Origin of the sequence: Caballeronia sp. LZ032, assembly GCF_031451315.1 — a bacterium.
GTDB lineage: Bacteria > Pseudomonadota > Gammaproteobacteria > Burkholderiales > Burkholderiaceae > Caballeronia.
Genome location: NZ_JARUXP010000003.1, coordinates 127687 through 145994 on the forward strand (window position 1 = coordinate 127687; position 18308 = coordinate 145994).

General features: G+C 65.2%; 19 protein-coding genes and 1 riboswitch. Of the genes, 11 read left to right on the forward strand and 8 right to left on the reverse strand.

Translation table 11 applies throughout. The features are described 5' to 3' along the window. Positions 1-96: 96 nt before the first annotated feature. Positions 97-1653 carry a diguanylate cyclase domain-containing protein gene (locus QCE69_RS22015; protein ID WP_309932990.1) on the reverse strand — a complete coding sequence of 519 codons (1557 nt, stop codon included), beginning with the start codon at positions 1651-1653 and terminating at the stop codon, positions 97-99. Between the two features lie 344 nt (positions 1654-1997). Between QCE69_RS22015 and QCE69_RS22020 the strand changes: the two genes are divergently transcribed. Genes QCE69_RS22020 through aroQ form a run of 3 tightly spaced genes read left to right on the forward strand, consistent with a single transcriptional unit; the run spans position 1998 to position 4976 of the window. Beyond that, positions 1998-3416: an MFS transporter gene (locus QCE69_RS22020; protein ID WP_309932992.1), complete on the forward strand. Its 1419-nt coding sequence runs from the start codon at positions 1998-2000 to the stop codon at positions 3414-3416. A gap of 28 nt (positions 3417-3444) precedes the next feature. Further along, positions 3445-4503, forward strand: coding sequence for a Gfo/Idh/MocA family protein (locus QCE69_RS22025; protein WP_409021224.1), 1059 nt, complete (start codon positions 3445-3447; stop codon positions 4501-4503). Between the two features lie 26 nt (positions 4504-4529). After that, entirely contained in the window at positions 4530-4976 is a 447-nt protein-coding gene (aroQ, locus tag QCE69_RS22030; protein WP_309923135.1) for a type II 3-dehydroquinate dehydratase, read from the forward strand. Positions 4977-5066: 90 nt separating this feature from the next. Here aroQ and QCE69_RS22035 read toward each other — a convergent pair whose 3' ends face one another. Both QCE69_RS22035 and QCE69_RS22040 read right to left on the reverse strand, forming a co-directional pair. Then, the gene (locus tag QCE69_RS22035) at positions 5067-5228 is read right to left on the reverse strand and encodes a hypothetical protein (RefSeq protein WP_309923136.1); all 162 of its coding nucleotides are present in this window, start codon (positions 5226-5228) and stop codon (positions 5067-5069) included. A gap of 106 nt (positions 5229-5334) precedes the next feature. Further along, positions 5335-5598, reverse strand: a complete 264-nt coding sequence (locus QCE69_RS22040) for a hypothetical protein (protein WP_309932994.1) — start codon at positions 5596-5598, stop codon at positions 5335-5337. 482 nt (positions 5599-6080) lie between these two features. Here QCE69_RS22040 and QCE69_RS22045 point away from each other — a divergent pair, with 482 nt between their 5' ends. Further along, positions 6081-7280, forward strand: a complete 1200-nt coding sequence (locus QCE69_RS22045) for an amino acid aminotransferase (RefSeq protein WP_309923140.1) — start codon at positions 6081-6083, stop codon at positions 7278-7280. 15 nt (positions 7281-7295) lie between these two features. Here the strand turns inward: QCE69_RS22045 and QCE69_RS22050 are convergent, their stop codons facing one another. Continuing rightward, positions 7296-7676 (reverse strand): hypothetical protein, encoded by a 381-nt coding sequence (locus QCE69_RS22050; RefSeq protein WP_309923142.1) that lies wholly within the window; start codon positions 7674-7676, stop codon positions 7296-7298. Positions 7677-7851: 175 nt separating this feature from the next. Here QCE69_RS22050 and QCE69_RS22055 point away from each other — a divergent pair, with 175 nt between their 5' ends. From QCE69_RS22055 to QCE69_RS22065, 3 genes are all read left to right on the forward strand, one after another. Next, positions 7852-8100, forward strand: coding sequence for a hypothetical protein (locus QCE69_RS22055; RefSeq protein ID WP_309818267.1), 249 nt, complete (start codon positions 7852-7854; stop codon positions 8098-8100). A gap of 68 nt (positions 8101-8168) precedes the next feature. Further along, positions 8169-8492, forward strand: coding sequence for a hypothetical protein (locus QCE69_RS22060; protein ID WP_309923144.1), 324 nt, complete (start codon positions 8169-8171; stop codon positions 8490-8492). A gap of 155 nt (positions 8493-8647) precedes the next feature. Next, the gene (locus QCE69_RS22065; RefSeq protein WP_309932995.1) at positions 8648-11176 is read left to right on the forward strand and encodes a glucose/quinate/shikimate family membrane-bound PQQ-dependent dehydrogenase; all 2529 of its coding nucleotides are present in this window, start codon (positions 8648-8650) and stop codon (positions 11174-11176) included. A 16-nt stretch (positions 11177-11192) separates the two neighbouring features. Here QCE69_RS22065 and QCE69_RS22070 read toward each other — a convergent pair whose 3' ends face one another. Beyond that, on the reverse strand, positions 11193-11330 hold the full coding sequence (locus QCE69_RS22070; RefSeq protein WP_309923147.1) for a hypothetical protein: 138 nt from the start codon (positions 11328-11330) through the stop codon (positions 11193-11195). A gap of 194 nt (positions 11331-11524) precedes the next feature. Here QCE69_RS22070 and QCE69_RS22075 point away from each other — a divergent pair, with 194 nt between their 5' ends. Further along, positions 11525-13273, forward strand: a complete 1749-nt coding sequence (locus QCE69_RS22075) for a PQQ-binding-like beta-propeller repeat protein (protein ID WP_309932996.1) — start codon at positions 11525-11527, stop codon at positions 13271-13273. Between the two features lie 10 nt (positions 13274-13283). Here the strand turns inward: QCE69_RS22075 and QCE69_RS22080 are convergent, their stop codons facing one another. Then, positions 13284-14345, reverse strand: coding sequence for a lipopolysaccharide biosynthesis protein (locus tag QCE69_RS22080; RefSeq protein ID WP_309923151.1), 1062 nt, complete (start codon positions 14343-14345; stop codon positions 13284-13286). A 419-nt stretch (positions 14346-14764) separates the two neighbouring features. Here QCE69_RS22080 and QCE69_RS22085 point away from each other — a divergent pair, with 419 nt between their 5' ends. Further along, the gene (locus QCE69_RS22085) at positions 14765-15241 is read left to right on the forward strand and encodes a hypothetical protein (RefSeq protein ID WP_309923153.1); all 477 of its coding nucleotides are present in this window, start codon (positions 14765-14767) and stop codon (positions 15239-15241) included. Positions 15242-15261: 20 nt separating this feature from the next. On the opposite strand, the gene QCE69_RS22090 is transcribed toward QCE69_RS22085, so the two are convergent. Next, a complete protein-coding gene (locus QCE69_RS22090; RefSeq protein WP_309932997.1) occupies positions 15262-15708 on the reverse strand; it encodes an ester cyclase in 447 nt (148 codons plus the stop codon). Between the two features lie 114 nt (positions 15709-15822). After that, a riboswitch (yybP-ykoY riboswitch) is annotated at positions 15823-15991 on the forward strand. 9 nt (positions 15992-16000) lie between these two features. Here QCE69_RS22090 and mntP point away from each other — a divergent pair. Beyond that, entirely contained in the window at positions 16001-16570 is a 570-nt protein-coding gene (mntP, locus tag QCE69_RS22095) for a manganese efflux pump MntP (RefSeq protein ID WP_309932998.1), read from the forward strand. On the opposite strand, the gene QCE69_RS22100 is transcribed toward mntP, so the two are convergent. Further along, positions 16563-16973, reverse strand: a complete 411-nt coding sequence (locus QCE69_RS22100; protein ID WP_309923159.1) for a DUF6632 domain-containing protein — start codon at positions 16971-16973, stop codon at positions 16563-16565. The genes mntP and QCE69_RS22100 overlap by 8 nt on opposite strands. A 224-nt stretch (positions 16974-17197) precedes the next feature. On the opposite strand from QCE69_RS22100, the gene alr reads away from it, so the two are divergent. After that, on the forward strand, positions 17198-18298 hold the full coding sequence (gene alr, locus QCE69_RS22105; RefSeq protein ID WP_309923161.1) for an alanine racemase: 1101 nt from the start codon (positions 17198-17200) through the stop codon (positions 18296-18298). Positions 18299-18308 lie beyond the last annotated feature (10 nt).

Here is an 18308-nt window from a genome sequence, read left to right on the forward strand (position 1 = left end):
GGGACTTCATCGAGCCTGAGGCCGGTCCAGTGCCCGCCGATCTCATCTGCACGGTTCAGGATCACGCCCTCCGAGCAGTGCGGCCAGTCCGCGGCGTCACAGCGAGCGGTCGCGTTCCTCGAGCCCCGTGACGGCCTGCACGCCGTCCTGCGATGCGATTCGGTACGTGCCTCGCGCACACGTCTTCGCTTCGAAGAGCGCGGCGTCGGCGCGCTTCAAGGCGCTTTCGAACAGCTCGCCCGGTCCGGCGAGCGCCATGCCGGCGCTCACGCCCACTTGCTCGGCGATCCCGTCCGTCAGGTCATACGGCTCCGAGAGTTCGCGCAGGATCTTCTGCGCGAAGGCCTCGCCGGAGCTGCTCGCGATAAAGGTCGCGACGATCGCGAATTCGTCGCCGCCCAGCCGCGCGGCCAGTTCGCCGCGCCGCATCGCATTGCGCAGGCGATCGGCGACCTGGCGCAGCAGTTCGTCGCCGGCGTTGTGGCCGTAGGCATCGTTGATGCGCTTGAAGCCGTCCAGATCCACGTACATGACGAAGACTTTCTCGCGTCCCGCGCCGCCCGTCATCAGGCGTTCGGCGTGATCGGACAGATAGCGGCGGTTCGGCAGGCCCGTCAGCGAATCGTGATGCGCCCAGTGCAGGATCTTCGCCTCGGTCCTGCGGCGCTCCGTCACGTCCTCGATGATGATCACCGTGCTGCCGTCCGGCACCGGATTGCGGATCAGCTGGAGCTGGCGGCCATCGCTGAGCGGCAAGTCGAGCGGTGCGTGGCCGTCCTTCAGCCATTGCGCAGATCGCGTGGCGAACTCGCGGCGCAAGGTCTCGCCGAACCTCGCAATGCCCACTTGGCCGATGAAATCCGGCAACGACACGTTCAGGCGCAGCGTGTCGTCGCTCACGCCGAACAGGTCGGCCGCCCGGCGATTCGCGATGATCACCTTGCCCGCCTGATCCACCGTGCACAGGCCGTGCGGCATGTGGGCGAGCGCGGCGTCGAAGCGCGCGGCGATCTCGGCATGGCGATGTTCGGCGGTCATCATCGCGACGAGACCGCGATAGTGGCGGCGCACGACCGCGGACATTGCAGCGAGATAGAGGAAGAGCGGCGGCACCAGAATGCCGTAGCCGGCAGGCGCCAGCAGCGCGCCGATGCCGATCGGCGCCGCGCCCAGGCTGACCTGGGCGAGCGCCAGGTGCGGCGTGCCCGCATTGCGGGAGCCGATGCCGCCGAGCGAGCCGGCTGTCACCATGATCGCGAGTGCGGTCAATACGGCGTCGCCGGACGCGACGCACGCCATCGTGCCGAGACCCGGCGCGAAGCATGCCGCGAGCGCGAACGGCGCATAGCGCCGGGCCCACGGAGCGGGATGCGCCAGCGCGGTGGCGCGCAGGGCGCGATACCGGCACACGATCCCCAGGCGCACGGCGAGCAGCAGGACATCGGTGGCCAGCCAGGCGACGGTCCAGGGCGCATGGAGCCGCACGCAGGCGACGACCGCGACGAACGCGCCCGACAGCCCGGACAGCAGCAGCGGACGCACATCGACGACGAGCGTCGACAGCAGTGCCGCGCGCATGGCGGGCGTGATCGTGCCGTCCTCTGTCGCCGGGGTGGCGAGAATCGAATCGATCAGGGACGGGGTACGTTGCATACAAAGGACCGGCGCGCCGGGAAGAGGAAATGACAGCACCGGCGGTGAGAGTACCGCCGGTGCACGTAATTACGGCAGTGCCTGCAGAAATCTTGAGCGACGGCCGCCGTTCAGCCGTCGCTGGCGCATTGTGCCCGTTCCGCATGATCGTTTGACGACCGAGCGCTGCAAAACACGCGCGACGCGGGTTTTGCCTCATCGAAAGCTTCCGGTTCACGGACGATGATGGATGACGGCCGGCGGCGCGCCGGTCGGTTGCGCCGGGCGCATTGTGATATCGATGTAAAGACAACGTCGTGAAGAAGGCCCGAGAGCCGTCAGGCGATCGATAACAAGGAGACGTCATGAACACGAATTCACGCTCATCCGGCGCACCGGACGGGTCGCACGCCGAACACCGCAAGCAGACCAGGAAGGCCGCGGCGAGCGGCTGGATCGGCTCGGCGCTCGAATACTACGACTTCTTCATCTATGCGCAGGCTGCGGCGCTGATCTTCCCGCAACTGTTCTTTCCGTCCGGGAATCCGAAGGTGGCGATCGTCGCGTCGCTGGCCACTTATGGCGTCGGCTATGTCGCGCGGCCCATCGGCGCCTTCGTGCTCGGCCATTTCGGCGATACCCACGGCCGCAAGACCGTACTCGTGCTGTGCATGTTCATGATGGGCTTCTCGACGATGGCCGTCGGCCTGTTGCCGACGTATCACAGTGTCGGCATGCTCGCGCCCGCGCTGCTCGTGATCCTGCGTCTGGTGCAGGGCTTCGCGGTGGCGGGTGAGATTTCCGGCGCGAGCTCGATGATTCTCGAACACTCGCCGTTCGGCCGGCGCGGCTATTTCGCGAGCTTCACGTTGCAGGGCGTGCAGGCCGGCCAGATTCTCGCCGCCGCCGTGTTCCTGCCGCTCGCGTACTACATGCCGGAGGACGCCTTCAATTCATGGGGCTGGCGCATCCCGTTCCTGCTCTCGGCGGTCGTGCTGATCGCGGGCTACATCATCCGGCGTGAAGTGCACGAAACACCGGCCTTCGAGAAGGAAGGCGAGCGGGGCGCGGTGCCGCGTTCCCCGATCGTCGATGCCTTCCGCTACAACCTCGCCGACATGATCCGCGTGGTCTGCATGGCGCTGATGAACGTGATTCCGGTGGTTGCGACCATCTTCGGCGCGGCGTATGCGGTGCAGGCGGCGTACGGCGTCGGCTTTCACAAGAGCGTGTACCTGTGGATTCCGGTGGTCGGCAACATCCTCGCCGTGATCGTCATTCCGCTGGTCGGCAATCTTTCCGACAAGATCGGGCGCAAGCCGCCGATCATCGTCGGAGCGATTGCCTCAGGGCTGCTGTCGTACCTGTATCTGTATGCCATCAGCATTCATAGCGTCGGCATGGCGATCATCGCGTCGCTGCTGATGTGGGGCGTCGTGTATCAAGGCTATAACGCGATCTTCCCGAGTTTCTATCCGGAGCTCTTTCCCACTCGCACGCGCGTGTCCGCCATGGCCATTGCGCAGAATGTCGGCACGACCATCACGGCGCTGCTGCCCGCGCTGTTCGCCACCGTCGCGCCGCCGGGATCGACCAACATCCCGCTGACCATCGGCTCGATCACGCTGGCCGTCACGATCATCTCGGCCATCGCCGCATGGAGCGCGCGGGAAACCTACCGCATTCCGCTCAGCCAGCTCGGCGAGGCCGATGCGCGGGAAGTCGAGAAGTCCGAATACGAGCGGCTGCGCGCGGAGTCGGTGGCGAATGCGCGCGCTTCGTGAGCTTTCTTTCTCAGACAGGTGAGGTCCGGTGAATCCAGCAGCAGGCAAGACGCGCATTGCCGTGGCGGGCGCGGGGTATATCGGTCAGGCGCACATGGGCGTGGCGCAGCACAGTGCGACCTGCACGCTCGCCGCGATCGTCGATCCGGCGCCCGCCGCCGAGGCCATCGCGGCGCAGGCGCAGGTGCCGCTCTACGCGACGCTCGATCAACTGCTCGTTGGAGACCGTCCCGATGGCATCGTGCTCGCGACGCCCAATCAGCTTCATGTGGAGCAGGCGCGCACATGCCTGGCGGCGGGCGTGCCGGTTTTGCTGGAAAAGCCCATCGCGCCGACGGTCGCCGAGGCGCAGGCGCTCGTCGATGACGTGGAGCGCTCGGGCGCGAGGATGCTGATCGGGCATCATCGCGCGCATAGTCCGATCATGGCGCGCGCGAAGCAGGTGATCGAGGGAGGGCGGCTCGGGCCGCTGGTCGCGGTGATGGGCAGCGCCGTGTTCTTCAAGCCCGACGAGTACTACGCCGGCGCGCCATGGCGGCGCGAGCCGGGCGGCGGTCCGATCCTGCTCAACATGATCCACGAGATCCACAACCTGCGGATGCTGTGCGGCGATATCGTCGCGGTACAGGCGTTCGCTTCGCACGCGACCCGCGGTTTTGCCGTCGAGGATACTGTCGCGATCAACCTGCGCTTCGCCAGCGGCGCACTCGGCACCTTCATGCTGTCTGACACGGCCGCGTGCCCGCGCAGCTGGGAGCAGACGTCGCAGGAGAATCCGGCCTACTCGACCTATCCCGACGAAGACTGCTACGTGATCGCCGGCACGTTCGGCTCGCTTTCGGTCCCGACGATGCGCCTCAAGTCCTACGCCACCCCCGCCGACCGTTCCTGGTGGAAGCCCTTCGACGAGGAAATCGTGACGATGCAGCGCGCCGATCCGCTCGCATTGCAGATGGAACATTTCGGGCGAGTGGTGCGCGGCGAAGCTGAGCCTATTGTCAGCGCGCGCGACGGACTGCAGAATCTGCGGATCACCGAGGCCATCGTCGAGGCCGCGCGCAGCGGCAGAATCGTCGAGACCGTCTGAATTTCCTATCCCATCGAGGACAAGTCATGGCAAAAATCCTGACGCTGCACGGCGTCAATCTCAACATGTTCGGCAAGCGCGACCCGAAGCAGTACGGCACGGCGACGCTCGCGCAGATCGATTCCGAAATGAGCGCGCTTGGCAAGGAACTGGGTGTGGACGTGGAGGGCTATCAGACGAACATCGAAGGCGAGATGTGTTCGCGCATTCATCGAGCCTTCGAGGAAAAGGTCGATGCCATCGTCATCAACGCCGGCGCGTGGACGCATTACAGCTATGCGATCCGCGATGCGCTCGCCATTCTGACGGTGCCGGTCATCGAGGTGCACATGTCGCACGTGCATGCGCGCGAGGAGTTCCGCCACAAGTCGGTGTTCGCGGAGATCGCGAAGGGGCAGATCTCCGGCTTCGGCGTGGACAGCTATCTGCTGGGATTGCGAGCCGCTGTTTCCGCGATCGGCGCGGGGAAGTGAGGCTCGGGTAGAACGGCTTCTGAAACGTGTCCGGCGTGGCGGTCAATCAGGCCGCGCCGGTGTCGGGCAAAGGCGTTGCGGTCGGGTGGGTCAGACCGTGTGGCCGAAATCCTTGGGCTTGGCGCCGGATTTGCGTTCCGCCGCACGCACGCGAACCGGTTGTTGATCGCGCCGGGTGGCGCCCCGGATGAACAGCACCGCACAGAGTGCGCTGATGGCCCAGACAGCTGCAATGATCGTCAAGTAGTTCATGTCGTTCTTCCTGATGCTTCTTCGTGCTGCCTGTGCGGTTCGTCGACGCGGGCGGCGGTCCTGAGGTCCAGTCCGTCCCGCGCGCTTTACCCGTCTTGTCTCAAACTCAAGCCTGCGAGGCCGGCATCGTCAGAAGACGGCCGATCAGCCGTTCCGCGATGGCGTGTTGCTCGGTGAGGGTGATGGCGTCGTCGCTTGCGGCGTCCGGCGCGGCGCGCAGCGTGCCCGCCAGGCGCATGATGCTGTCCGACACCGACTGCAGCTCTTTCAACAACTCGGCTTGCGTCGCCGACACGTTCTGCTGACTGTTCCCTGCAAGCACTTCAGCCGTGCGATGCGGCCTTGCGTTACCTTCCATCGTCTGAAACATGTCGACCCCCGTGAGTGGATGATGCGATTCTCCCGCCGCTGCTCGAAAAGCAATCCTCCGAACAACACCTGATTCCGGCCTCAAATCATTTTGTGGCCCGTAACCGATGCCTCGCTGAATTTGCAGCAGGTCCGCCCAGCAAGGCTTTGCGGCCATCGGGCAAAAACATCGCGAATTTTTCGTGGCTTCTTTTTCGGACTGACAGCACGAGCGTGCTGGACGGAAAGGGTGGGCCGCTCAAAAAAACAACACTTTTTACACGAAAGGGCGCGACGGCACGTGGGCGAAATGACCCAAATTTTTGGGGTCGCAAGAGGCGTGCGGTAAATATTGCGGCGTGGCGCGCGCTTTGGGGGATTCCGCGAGGCGGATAACGGGCGGAATCGGCTACTATCTCGGAACCATAAAGACTCATCAGGCGGTCACGCACTGCGCGTCAATCGTCCCAACCCTCGCTGATCTCTCGTCCTGACACGCTCACCATGTTCGAACACATCGATGCCTATCCCGGCGACCCCATCCTGTCGCTAAACGAAAACTTCCAGAAGGACCCGCGCACCAGCAAGGTCAACCTGAGCATCGGCATCTACTTCGACGACGAAGGCCGTCTGCCCGTCATGAAGGCGGTGCGCGAGGCGGAACTGTCGATCCTGAAGGATCTCGGTCCCAAGCCCTACCTGCCGATGGCCGGTTTTGCCCATTACCGCGACGCCGTGCAGGCGCTCGTGTTCGGCAACGACAACCCGGCGCGCGCCGCCGGCCGCATCGCCAGCGTGCAGACGCTTGGCGGCTCGGGCGCGCTGAAAGTGGGCGCGGACTTCATCAAGCGCTATTTCCCGCAGTCGAAGGTCTGGGTGAGCGACCCGACGTGGGAAAACCACCGCTTCATCTTCGAGCGCGCGGGCTTCGAAGTGAACACCTACCCGTACTACGACGAGGCCAGCGGCGGCCTGCTGTTCGACGCCATGCTCGCCGCCATCGACAAGCTGCCGGCAAAAAGCGTCGTGCTGCTGCACGCGTGCTGCCACAACCCGACGGGCGTCGACCTCGACGACAGCCAGTGGCTCAGGATCATCGACGTATTGCAGAAGCGCGATCTGCTGCCCTTCGTCGACATGGCCTATCAGGGTTTCGGTTCCGGCCTGGATGAAGACGCCTTTGCCGTGCGCGAACTCGCGCGCCGTGGCGTGCCCGGCTTCGTCGCCAATTCGTTCTCGAAGAATTTCTCGCTGTACGGCGAGCGCTGCGGCGGCCTGCACGTGATCTGCGACGACTCCGCCGCCGCCGACCGCGTGCTCGGCCAGCTGACGAGCGCGGTGCGTTCGAACTACAGCAATCCGCCGACGCACGGCGCGAAGATCGTGACGCAGGTGTTGAACACGCCGGAACTCAGGCAGTCGTGGCAGGACGAGCTGGCGTCGATGTGCCAGCGCATCGCGCGCATGCGTCAGGCTATCCATGACGGCCTCAAGGACCACGTTCGAGGCGAAATGCTGACGCGTTACATCAAGCAGCGCGGCATGTTCACCTACACCGGACTCGTGGCGGAACAGGCGGACCGCCTCAAAGAGGAATTCGGCGTGTATATCCTGCGTTCGGGTCGCATGTGCGTCGCGGGCCTGAACGACAGCAACGTGCAGATCGTCGCCGATGCGATCGGCAAGGTGCTGGCGGCCAAGTAAGTCTCCTCCACGGCGCTACATCGCGGGACAGGACAGTACTTTCTGCGGCGGCAGGCTGCCCGGTCCCGTGTCCACTTTCGTCCCGCGTGTCGGCGTCAGGATGAGCCGCACGCTGTTCGTGCCTTCGTTCGCGAGTACGTAGACGTCGCCGCTTCCCTCCGGCTGCCAGTACACGCGATACACCTCCCCTTCCTTGTAGACATGCAGCGCGCCATGCCGCACCGCGCCGCTGCGCCAGAAGTTCACGCTTTCGCCCTCGCGCAGGGTGATCGGTGCGTCCTGTCCGCCGGTCGCGCTTTCGAGCGTGCCACAGACGGCGTCGTCGGCGCGGGCGGACAGGCTGACCGTAAGCGCCATCAGCGCGCCGGCGCAGATCGTCAGGGATGAGCGTTTCATCGTCATGCGTCTCCTTTCAAGAACACCGGCGCGCGTGCGCCGTGCCGCGCTGGTTGCAAGATACGCGCCGCCGTTCTTTTTCCCGTGTGCTACTTTGAATGAAGCAGGCCGGCCCGGATGCCTGCATGCGCAAGGCGGCCGGCCCGGCAGGCGGCGTTCGATCATGGAGGCCCTCATGTCAGTGATCGCACCGGACGAAAGAGCGGAGTTTCTGGCCATCCTGACGCGCCATCGGCTCGACGAGCAGGATTTCCTCGTGCAGGAGGGCGGTCAGAACGATGTCGTCGATGACGTGTATCCGTTACAAGGGCTTGTCACCATCACGCGGCGCTCCACGCTCAAGGAGCGCGAATATCGCATCGGACACGGCACGAACTGGACCGCTGCGTTCGAGAAGGATTTGAACAAGGGCGTGTTCCGTTGAGCAGCACGCCTGAAGGAAGTGAGCTGAAGCAGTCTTCCATCACGCATCTTTTTGACGCGGAGCAGGCGATGAGACCCATCGAATTCAAGTCGTTCAAGGCGCATGTCGCGATGATGCTGCGCGATCTGCCGCGCGGCGTGACCGCCGATCTGACCGACGTCGCCGTCGCGTACTGGAACGGGACTCAGGTGGTGGGCGCCTATCTGCGCGACCACGGCCGCCTCGACGAGGACTTCGACTTCGACGAAAACGCCTGGGGCAACTGGGGCGAAGAGTTCCTGATGTGGCTGGAAGCGCCGCGCTTCACCGAACGCGCCGACCTGAAGGCGGCGTTTGCCGCCGGTGCGGTCGCGGCGTTGCCGCCCGGCGGACTCTGGCCGCGACCACGCTGACTTTTATCGTAAGTCACCTGTAAAGCTTTACCCATGGCGCGCTTTCATCCGCCGAAACGGCACGTTGATTGCTCCTGACGACGACGCGACAGCGTCCGAACCACGACCGCCCGCCGGCCGTGTCTCGCCATTCATCGTCACTGAGGGAGTCCAGCATGGCTGGCAACGGAAGACTTCATTCGCTCACGTTCTTCACGGCCATCGTGTTCGTCGTCATCGGCGTGCTGCTGGGGATCGGCGGCGCTTACCTCGTGGCGGTGAAAGGCTCGTGGTACTACGTGGTCACGGGCGTGGCCATCGTCCTGACCGGATTGCTGCTGCTGATCCGGCGCCGCTCGGCGCTCCTGCTGTTCGCGCTCGTGCTGTTCGGCTCGACGCTGTGGGCCGTCTTCGAAGTGCATTTCGATTTCTGGCAACTGATGCCGCGCCTGTGGGTCTGGCTCGTGCTCGCCATCTGGCTGCTGATTCCGTTCGTGCATCGCGGGGCCATGTTTGGGCCGCCTTCCACCGCGCGGGCCGCGCGTACGCCGCTGGCGGCGGCGATCATTCTCACGTTGCTGCTCGGCGCCGGCACGTATTTCCGCGATCCGCACGACCTGTCCGGACGCATCGACGTGGAAGCCGCCGCCGATGCCAATCAACCCGACACGAACGCCGGCACCGGACGCAAGCCGGGCGACTGGACCGATTACGGCGGCTCGCCGCTCGCGCAGCGTTATGTGCCGCTGACGCAGATCACGCCGGAGAACGCGCATCAGCTGAAAGTGGCCTGGACCTATCGCACCGGCGACATGCCCGGTTCCGGCGATCCCACCGAGACCACCGACGAGAACACGCCGATCAAGGTCGGCGACACGATTTTCCTGTGTACGCCGCATAGCAAGGTGATCGCGCTGGATGCCGCGTCGGGCAAGGAAAAATGGCGCTTCGATCCGCAGATCCAGAGCCCGGTCGGCTTCAAGCATTGGGAGCATATGACTTGCCGGGGCGTCGCTTATTACGATCCGGCAATGCATGCGGCTGCTGCTCCTTCCGATGCGGCCGCTTCCGCGCCTTCAGACGCCGCCGCATCAGCTCCTTTGGATGTGGCCGCTTCCGCTCCAGCCGATGCCGCCGCAGCATCAGTACCCGCCGCACCCGCACCCGTAACAACGCCCGCACAAACCACCGCGCTTGCCGAGTGCCCGCGCCGCCTGTTCCTGCCCACCGCCGACGCCCGCCTGATCGCCCTCGACGCCGACACCGGCAAGCCCTGCGCGAGCTTCGGCAAGGACGGCGCGATCGATCTGCGCGCCAACGTCGGCCCGTTCACGCCGGGCGGCTATTACTCGACTTCGCCGCCGGCGCTGTTCCACAACCTCGTGATCGTCGGCGGCCACGTGACCGACAACGAATCGAACAACGAACCTTCCGGCGTGATCCGCGCGTTCGACGTGAACGACGGCCATCTCGTCTGGAACTGGGATCCGGGCAATCCGGACGCCACCGAGCCGATCGCCGCGGGCGGCACCTACGTCCGCAATTCGCCGAACATGTGGTCGATGTTCAGCGTCGACGAGAAGCGCGGCATGATCTACCTGCCAATGGGCAACCAGACGCCGGATCAATGGGGCGGCCAACGCACGCCGCAGGCGGAGAAGTTCGGTGCGGGACTCGTCGCGCTGGACGGCGCGACCGGCAAGCTGCGCTGGAACTATCAGTTCACGCATCACGACCTGTGGGACATGGACGTGGGCGGGCAGCCGACGCTCGTCGACCTGCAGACGGCGCAGGGCACGCAGCCGGCGATCATCGCGTCGACGAAGCAGGGCAGCATCTACGTGCTGAATCGCGAGACCGGCCAGCCGATCGTGCCGATCAATGAAGTGCCCGTGCCGCAGGGCGCGGCCAAGGGCGACCATACATCGCCGACGCAGGCGGTTTCCGCGCTCAACTTCAATCCGCCGCGCATCCGGGAGGCGGACATGTGGGGCACGACGCCGTTCGATCAGCTCTGGTGCCGTATCAAGTTCAAGAGCCTGCGTTATGACGGACCGTTCACGCCGCCGTCGGAGCAGGGCACGCTGGTGTTCCCCGGCAACTTCGGCGTGTTCGACTGGGGCGGCATTTCAGTCGATCCGGTGCGGCAGATCCTGATCGCGAATCCGGACTATATGGCGTTCGTGTCGAAGCTGATTCCGCGCGAGAAGATCCCGGAAGGCAAGAGCGACGGCGTGGTCAGCGAGACCAGCGGCATCAAGCTGGCGCGCGGTACGCCGTTCGGCTTCGAGATCAACCCGTTTCTTTCGCCGCTCGGCATTCCCTGCCAGGCGCCGCCGTGGGGTTACATGGCGGGCGTCGATCTGCGCACGAACAAGATTGCGTGGCAGCACAAGAACGGCACGATTGTCGACAGCGCGCCCTTGCCCATTCCGATGCCGCTCGGCGTGCCGAGTCTGGGCGGAACGATCGTGACGGCGGGCGGCGTTGCGTTCCTGACCGGCACGCTCGATCAATACGTGCGCGCCTACGACGTGCACGACGGCCGGAAGCTGTGGGAAGCGCGCTTGCCGGCGGGCGGACAGTCGACGCCGATGAGCTATGCGGACGCCAGCGGCAAGCAGTATTTGCTCGTGACCGCGGGCGGACATGGCTCGCTCGGCACCAAGGCCGGCGATTACGTCATTGCCTACACGCTGCAATGACGGTTGGGGCGCGAGATTACTGCGCGCGCCGGTAGGCTTCGGCCATCAGCGCGCTGACCTTGGCGCGGGTATGAAGCGCGTCGCGCGTGGCTGCGCGAAGCTTGGCGGCGAGGAAGGAAACGAGGGCGATCGGGGTGGCGGCGATGATTCCCATGGCGGACTCCATACTAGGGGTAACTAACTAGGTAATAACCCTAGGTTAGCACACTTTGATGCGGTGCAATAAAACGCTTTCATAAAACCGCATCCGTGTGGGCATTTCGTAAGCTGATTAGACGGATCGCCGTCGCGTTGAAGTGTCGGCGCGATGGTTCCAGATCGTCCCGTCTCTCCGTCGAGGAGTTGCACATGAAAGCGCCCGTTCCTGCCTGTGCCGCTGCTATCGGCGTCACGCTGCTCGCGATCATCATCGGCGCATGCAGCGGGGGCGGCTCCGGCGGGGACGCCTCCTCATCCGCGGCGGGCGGCGGAGGGGCTTCGGGGGCATCGAGCCCAGCGGGGGCATCGAGTGCATCAGGTGCATCAGGCGCCTCGGGCGCTTCCAGTCCTTCCGGCAGCAACGGCAACGGCTCGACCACCGCCGTCAGTCATCCGATGGACGTCACCACCTGGCACAACGACATCGCCCGAACCGGCCAGCAACTGGCCGAAACCGTCCTGACGCCGTCGAACGTCAATACGGCGACGTTCGGCAAGGTGGGCGTGTTCAACGTGGACGGCGCCGTCGATGCCCAGCCGCTCTTTCTGGCCGGCGTGCCGATCGCGGGCGGCACGCGCAATGTGCTGTACGTCGCGACCGAGAACGCGAACGTCTATGCCTTCGATGCCGACAGCGGCGCCGTGCTCTGGAAAGTCTCGACGCTCGGCAACGGCGAGTCGCCCAGCGACGACCACGGCTGCGCTCAGATCACGCCGAACATCGGCGTCACGGCGACGCCGGTCATCGACCGTTCGCGCGGCCCGCATGGCGTGATGTACTTGATCGGCATGTCGAAGGACGGGTCGGGCGGCTATCACCAGCGCATCCACGCGCTCGACGTCACCACGGGCGCCGAGCTCTTCAACGGTCCGACCGAAATCACCGCGAGCTATCCGGGCAACGGCGCGGGCAGCCAGAACGGCCAGGTGCCGTTCACGCCGGGCCAGTACGCCGAACGGGCCGCGTTGCTGCTGTTGAACGGCGTCGTGTACACGTCCTGGACTTCGCACTGCGATTTCATGCCGTACACCGGCTGGGTCATCGGCTACAACGCCGACACGCTCCAGCAGGCAAGCGTGCTCAACCTGACGCCGAACGGCCAGATGGGCGCGATCTGGATGAGCGGCGCGGGGCCGGCATCGGACGGGCAGGGCATCTATCTGCTCGATGCCAACGGCACCTTCGACCCGACGCAAAACGCCCAGGAAATGCCGATCAACGGCAACTACGGCAACGGCTTCCTGCGCATCGACCCAAATCCGCTGCGGGTGCAGGATTACTTCGAGGCGTCGAACACGGTGCAGGAGTCGAACGAAGACGAGGACCTCGGCTCGGGCGGCGCGATGGTGTTGCCCGATTTCACCGATGCAAACGGCACCGTCCAGCATCTTGCGGTGGGCGCGGGCAAGAACTCGACCATCTACGTGGTCAACCGCCTGTCGATGGGCAAGTTCGATTCGAACGCCGACCACATCTATCAGGAACTCGTCGGGCAGATCACGGGGCCGATGTTCGCCGGGCCGGCCTACTTCAACAACACGGTGTACTTCGGTTCGATCGGCGACAGCATCAAGGCGTTCGCGGTAGCGAACGCTGCGTTGTCCGCGACGCCCACCAGCAAGACCGCGAACACCTTCGGCGCGCCGGGCGCGACGCCGAGCATTTCCGCCAATGGCGCCACGAACGGCATCCTGTGGGCTGCGGAGAACGGCACCATCGCCGGGCTGCGCGCCTACGACGCAAGCAACCTGGCGACCCAGCTCTACAACAGCGGCGACACCAGTGGACGCGACCAGTTTGGTCAGGGCAACAAGTTCATCACGCCGACCGTCGCGAACGGCAAGGTCTATGTGGGCACGAAGAGCGGCGTCGGCGTGTTCGGGCTGCTGGCGAAGTGAGCGCGCGATCTCACGGCGCCGGATGCGCCGCGACGAACGACTTGAACGCGCTGTAGGCCGGCTTGGGCGTCTTGCCGTCGTTCAGCATGATGCCGTACGGGCCTTCGCCGCCGCTGGGGTCGTCGTAGAGTTCGTAGACCTGCAGTGACGTGATGCCGTATTGCGTGGAGATCGACTTGAGCGCGCCCAGCATGTTGACCGACAGGTAATCGGCGGCCTGTTGCTGGGTGCCCGGAAAGCTCGGCCGGATACCGACTTCGTTGATCCACACCGGCTTGCCGAAACTCTTCAAGGTGCCGATCACGTTGTAGCAGCCCGTGCCGCCGCACGCGTGGGTGATATCGCCTTGCTCGGAATACCAGTGCCAGGCCGTCACGTCCCAGGTGACTTTCGGATGACCGGTCGTGCCGTCGGGCTGCGTGCCGTTCGCGAGCATGACATCGAAGCCATAGTGCATCCAGGTGTTGCCGCCGATCACGATCTTGCCCAGCGGATCCAGCGACTTTATCCCCGCGATCAACCCGCGCACCACGCCGCGTGCAATCTGGAAGCGCGTGTTGTCGAAGTCGGTGCTGCGCACGCCGTCCACCCAGCCGACGAGACATTGCGCCGCGAGTTCGTTGGTCACTTCGTAGTACGCGTAGCGCTGCACCGCGACGATCTGCCGGGCGATGGAATACGCGGCGCTGTAGGCATCGCTCTCGCCGGCGAAATTGAGTTCGAGCAGGATGACCGGATACACGGTGATGCCGCTGGCGGCCATCGTCCTGGCGACGTTGGCGAGGGTTCGGGCGCCTGGCGCATCGCGCACCTCGATGCGGTACATCTTCACGTTGAGATCGCGCAATTGCGACCGTTGCAGCGCCGGGCTCGAAAGGGCGTACGCGCCGGTGTTGTTGTGGCCGTTGATGCCGTAGGCGATGTCGCGGGCACTCGGGTACGTGAGCGGCGCGGGAATGACCGGGCGCGCGGCATCGCTGACCGCGGCGGGGCCGGCGCTGTCCGAGCCGCCGCCGCACGCCGCGAGCAACAGGGGCAGCGTGAGCGCGCCGAACTTGTGGACGAGTTTCATGATGAGGAAGGACGCGAGAAATATCGAAGCGATACCCCGAACCGTTGCCGATATCGAATTAGTTGGGCGGATGCGAACCGGAGGGACGCGGCGTTGTGATGGTTCGATGGGAATGCGCGTCGGCGGCGGGCGTCTGGCCGGTGCACGCACGTTCTGCGGAAGGGACAGGAAGAGGCCGCGAAGGCCTTGTTTGGCGAAGCTGCGGGAACGTGTGGGAGCGTGCGTAGATGACTATAGACGCTGGTTGCGCGCGAAATCAAGGCGTGGCGTCGCCAGGCAAACGCACGAAACGGTAGACCCTCGGAAGCCCTGCTTTTGATTGGGCCGAACGGTCGGAATGCCGTGTCAAAGACGGATGCGTTATATTTCAAAATACATAGCGCATTGCATTCAACGCGAAGAACCTGTCACTGGCTACCATGTTGACCCGCACACGATCACGATCACCCGCCACGTCCGCCCCGGCCGATTCGAGCCTGGGCGCCAGCATCATTACCGTGCAGGCCGCGCGCGATCGCGAACGCGCCGAGCCGCTTCGGGATCTCGTCGATGCGCATCGGCGCTTGCAGGGCAGCGTGTTGCGCTTTCTCTCGTTATTCGTGGAGAGCGTGGAGCCCGCGCCGCTGGACCAACTGGTGGCCTGTCTGGAAAAGAAGGCGCGCGCGGCGGGCTTTGCGCGCATGCCGGAATTGAGCGAAGCCGTGCAGGCGACGCGCGAAGCCGCCCGGCAGCGCGAGTGGCTGTTCTCCGATTCCTTCGGCACCGATGCCGCCGCGCTCCGCGAAGCCGCTCGCGCGCTGGAGCGCCTGGACGCGACGCTCGTCGGCTTGTGTGTCGAACATGTGGTGCGGCAGACCGCCTCGCGCGGCGCGAAAGGCAAGGCGCGGCGCGCCTGAGCATCAATCCGGAAGTACTTTCAGGGCGATGGCCTGATCCCGGACGGCACGGCGTCGAGCTGGCGGAATACGCTGAGCCAGTCTTCGAGATGCCAGGTTTGCGAGACGCGGTCGCCGCGTATCTCGTGGAAGGAGTGAATCGCGAAACGAAGCGGCTTGCGGGTGGCGGCGATGCCCATCAGCGGCCCGGCCTGTGTGCCGCTCACTTCGGCGCGTACGCCCACGCGATCATCCTGCACCAGCATGTCCAGGATCTCGATGCGCATGTCGGGTAGCGCAATGGCGAGATCGGCGAAGATGGGAATCATCTGGTCGGGACCGGGACGCTCTCCGGGCGGTTCGGGAAGATACGCCCAGTCCGGTGTGACGGCCTCGCGCAGCAGCATGAGATCGTGCGTGGCAAATGCGCGATAGAGCCGTTCGACTGCGTCTTTCGCAGCCGCGTGGGTAAGCTGGCCTGCCTGCATGGCGCCTCCGTCATGAGCGGGTTGGCATGCGGTGGAAACTGCGGCATAACGTACCCACTGTACCGCAACCTGTCGTGAACGCGCAGGAACGGCCCAGGAGTCATGTTAAGCTCACGGCTCTTCGCTGGGGAGTAGCCGGCTTTCCGTTCGGGAAAGCGTCCATGTCAACACGCTCGGTCGTTCGGACCGTGGCATGGGCAACCGTCAAGGGTTGGCAAGACCATCGACAGAATCCGCGACCGGTCGGGCGCGCGTTCTGTCGTTCCATCTTGCCCGACCAGAGCGCTACTCGATGAACCTCGCCTCCACACTATTCCTCGCCTTCGCCATGTCCACCGACGCCTTCGCGGCCGCCGTCGGCAAAGGCGCCACGTTGCACAAGCCGCGCATTGCCGAGGCCCTGAAGACCGGCGTGATCTTCGGTGTGATCGAGGCGCTGACGCCGCTCGTCGGCTGGGCGCTTGGCAAGGCGGCCGCGCAGTACGTCACCGCGTGGGACCACTGGATTGCGTTCGCGCTGCTGGGTCTGCTCGGCGCGCGCATGATTCGCGAAGGCCTGCGCGCCGTGGAGCATGAGGAAGAAAAGCCCAACTCCCACTCGTTCTGGGTGCTCGCGCTCACCGGCTTCGCCACCAGCATCGATGCCATGGCGGTCGGCGCGGGCCTCGCGTTCATCGATGTCGATATCTTCTCCACGGCCGCGACCATCGGCTTCGCGACCATGCTGATGGTGACCATCGGCGTGATGGTCGGGCGGCTCGTGGGCGCGACCATCGGCAAGCGGGCGGAGATTGTCGGCGGGCTGATCCTGATGGGCGTCGGCTGCGTGATCCTGGCCGAGCATCTCGGCTATCTCAACTGAGCTTGCCTGCCTGCCCGCGGCGCGGCGTGAAGTACGCGAGCGCGGCGGCGACGATGAACAGCGCCGGCACATCGCCGGCCAGATGGCCGATATGCGCATGAGACTGCGTGCCGCCGAATGACTGCACGGCCATGATGGCGCCGTGCACGATGCTCGACCACACCGTGAACCAGATGAGACTCAGGTGCCGCAGCGGATCGCGCGAGGCGATCAGCAGGAACACGCCGAGCGTCGCGTAGAGGCCGACGATCATCAGCGCGTACTCCGAGCGGCCTTCGTGCGTGCCTTCCCAGGCCCAGCCGGAAGGCCAGAGCAGCATCAGGGGATAGACGGCGAACAGCGCGATCAGCCCAACGATCACGAGCACGATGCGCAGGCAGGCAAGACGACGGGCGTCGGTCATGGCGATCTCCTTCGCCGCATGCGGCGTGAGCCTCACGATACGCCGGAAAGCACGCGTCGCGAAGCTTGGGCTGCGTGTTTGGCGGGCAGCGTCTTCCACCAAAATTCGGCGCGAATACGATAACAAAAACTGCCTTCCGGCCGATACGATTCGTGCTTCCACTGCCTTCTTTCACAAAAGCAGCATGGCGCGTCCGATCAGGCGGCCCATGCCGGGGAGCACGCATGCCACGTCCGATTTCCGCACGCATTCTTCTCGACGCCATCCGTCACAACCTGCAATTCGTCCGGGACACGGTGCCGACATCGCGCGTGTGGGCCGTGATCAAGGCGAACGCGTATGGTCACGGCATCGAGCGCATTTATCCGGCGCTTGCCGAGGCCGACGGCATCGCGCTGCTCGATCTCGACGAAGCCGTGCGCGTGCGCGAGCTCGGCTGGCACAAGCCGGTGCTGCTGCTGGAAGGCGTTTTCGAACCGGCTGACGTGCTGGTGGCGGACCGGTATCGCCTGCATGTCACCGTGCACTGCGACGAACAGCTCGACATGCTCGAAGCCGCCCGCCCGCGTGAGCGCATCGACATCCAGTTGAAGATGAACTCGGGGATGAACCGGCTGGGCTTCCGTCCGGCGGACTATGAGCGTGCGTGGCTGCGTGCGTCGCGGATCGGGTCGATCGGTTCGATCGGGCTGATGACCCATTTCGCCAACGCCGATGATGGCGCGATCGACTGGCAAGTCGACGCCTTCGACGCCGTCACGCGCAACCTGCCGGGCACGCGGTCACTGTCGAACTCGGCGGCGGTGCTGTGGCACCCGCGGGCGCATCGCGACTGGGTGCGGCCCGGGACGATCCTCTATGGCGCGTCGCCGAGCGGGTGCGCGCGTCATATCGCGGGCAACCCGCTGCGCGCGGCGATGACGCTGGAAAGCCGCATCATCGGCGTGCAGACGATGCAGCCCGGCGAGACGACCGGCTATGGCCGAACCTTCACGACGGATCGACCGATGCGCGTCGGCGTGGTGGCGTGCGGTTACGCGGATGGCTATCCGCGGCACGCGCCGGCCGGCACGCCGGTCATGGTGGCGGGCGTGCGGACGCGGATCGTCGGGCGCGTGTCGATGGACATGCTCACGGTCGATCTCACGCCCTGCCCGGCGGCGGGTATCGGCGCGCCGGTCGAGCTGTGGGGCGCGCATGTCAGCGTCGATGAAGTGGCGGAGCCGTCCGGTACGATCGGCTACGAGTTGCTGTGCGCGTTGGCGCGTCGGGTGCCGGTGCGGTGCGAGGTGGCTGAAGGGGCAGCGGCGATCGTCTACGAGTGACCCCGGTGAC

What these genes read in the sequence shown, in the direction of transcription:
- QCE69_RS22050 (WP_309923142.1), bottom strand. Translation starts at nt 7,676, where the DNA reads ATGAAACGCTCATCCCTGACGATCTGCGCCGGCGCGCTGATGGCGCTT.
- QCE69_RS22080 (WP_309923151.1), bottom strand. Translation starts at nt 14,345, where the DNA reads ATGAAACTCGTCCACAAGTTCGGCGCGCTCACGCTGCCCCTGTTGCTC.
- QCE69_RS22015 (WP_309932990.1), bottom strand. Translation starts at nt 1,653, where the DNA reads ATGCAACGTACCCCGTCCCTGATCGATTCGATTCTCGCCACCCCGGCG.
- QCE69_RS22020 (WP_309932992.1), top strand. Translation starts at nt 1,998, where the DNA reads ATGAACACGAATTCACGCTCATCCGGCGCACCGGACGGGTCGCACGCC.
- QCE69_RS22045 (WP_309923140.1), top strand. Translation starts at nt 6,081, where the DNA reads ATGTTCGAACACATCGATGCCTATCCCGGCGACCCCATCCTGTCGCTA.
- mntP (WP_309932998.1), top strand. Translation starts at nt 16,001, where the DNA reads ATGAACCTCGCCTCCACACTATTCCTCGCCTTCGCCATGTCCACCGAC.
- QCE69_RS22075 (WP_309932996.1), top strand. Translation starts at nt 11,525, where the DNA reads ATGAAAGCGCCCGTTCCTGCCTGTGCCGCTGCTATCGGCGTCACGCTG.
- QCE69_RS22090 (WP_309932997.1), bottom strand. Translation starts at nt 15,708, where the DNA reads ATGCAGGCAGGCCAGCTTACCCACGCGGCTGCGAAAGACGCAGTCGAA.
- QCE69_RS22085 (WP_309923153.1), top strand. Translation starts at nt 14,765, where the DNA reads ATGTTGACCCGCACACGATCACGATCACCCGCCACGTCCGCCCCGGCC.
- QCE69_RS22060 (WP_309923144.1), top strand. Translation starts at nt 8,169, where the DNA reads ATGAGACCCATCGAATTCAAGTCGTTCAAGGCGCATGTCGCGATGATG.
- QCE69_RS22100 (WP_309923159.1), bottom strand. Translation starts at nt 16,973, where the DNA reads ATGACCGACGCCCGTCGTCTTGCCTGCCTGCGCATCGTGCTCGTGATC.
- QCE69_RS22070 (WP_309923147.1), bottom strand. Translation starts at nt 11,330, where the DNA reads ATGGGAATCATCGCCGCCACCCCGATCGCCCTCGTTTCCTTCCTCGCC.
- aroQ (WP_309923135.1), top strand. Translation starts at nt 4,530, where the DNA reads ATGGCAAAAATCCTGACGCTGCACGGCGTCAATCTCAACATGTTCGGC.
- QCE69_RS22065 (WP_309932995.1), top strand. Translation starts at nt 8,648, where the DNA reads ATGGCTGGCAACGGAAGACTTCATTCGCTCACGTTCTTCACGGCCATC.
- QCE69_RS22055 (WP_309818267.1), top strand. Translation starts at nt 7,852, where the DNA reads ATGTCAGTGATCGCACCGGACGAAAGAGCGGAGTTTCTGGCCATCCTG.
- alr (WP_309923161.1), top strand. Translation starts at nt 17,198, where the DNA reads ATGCCACGTCCGATTTCCGCACGCATTCTTCTCGACGCCATCCGTCAC.
- QCE69_RS22035 (WP_309923136.1), bottom strand. Translation starts at nt 5,228, where the DNA reads ATGAACTACTTGACGATCATTGCAGCTGTCTGGGCCATCAGCGCACTC.
- QCE69_RS22040 (WP_309932994.1), bottom strand. Translation starts at nt 5,598, where the DNA reads ATGTTTCAGACGATGGAAGGTAACGCAAGGCCGCATCGCACGGCTGAA.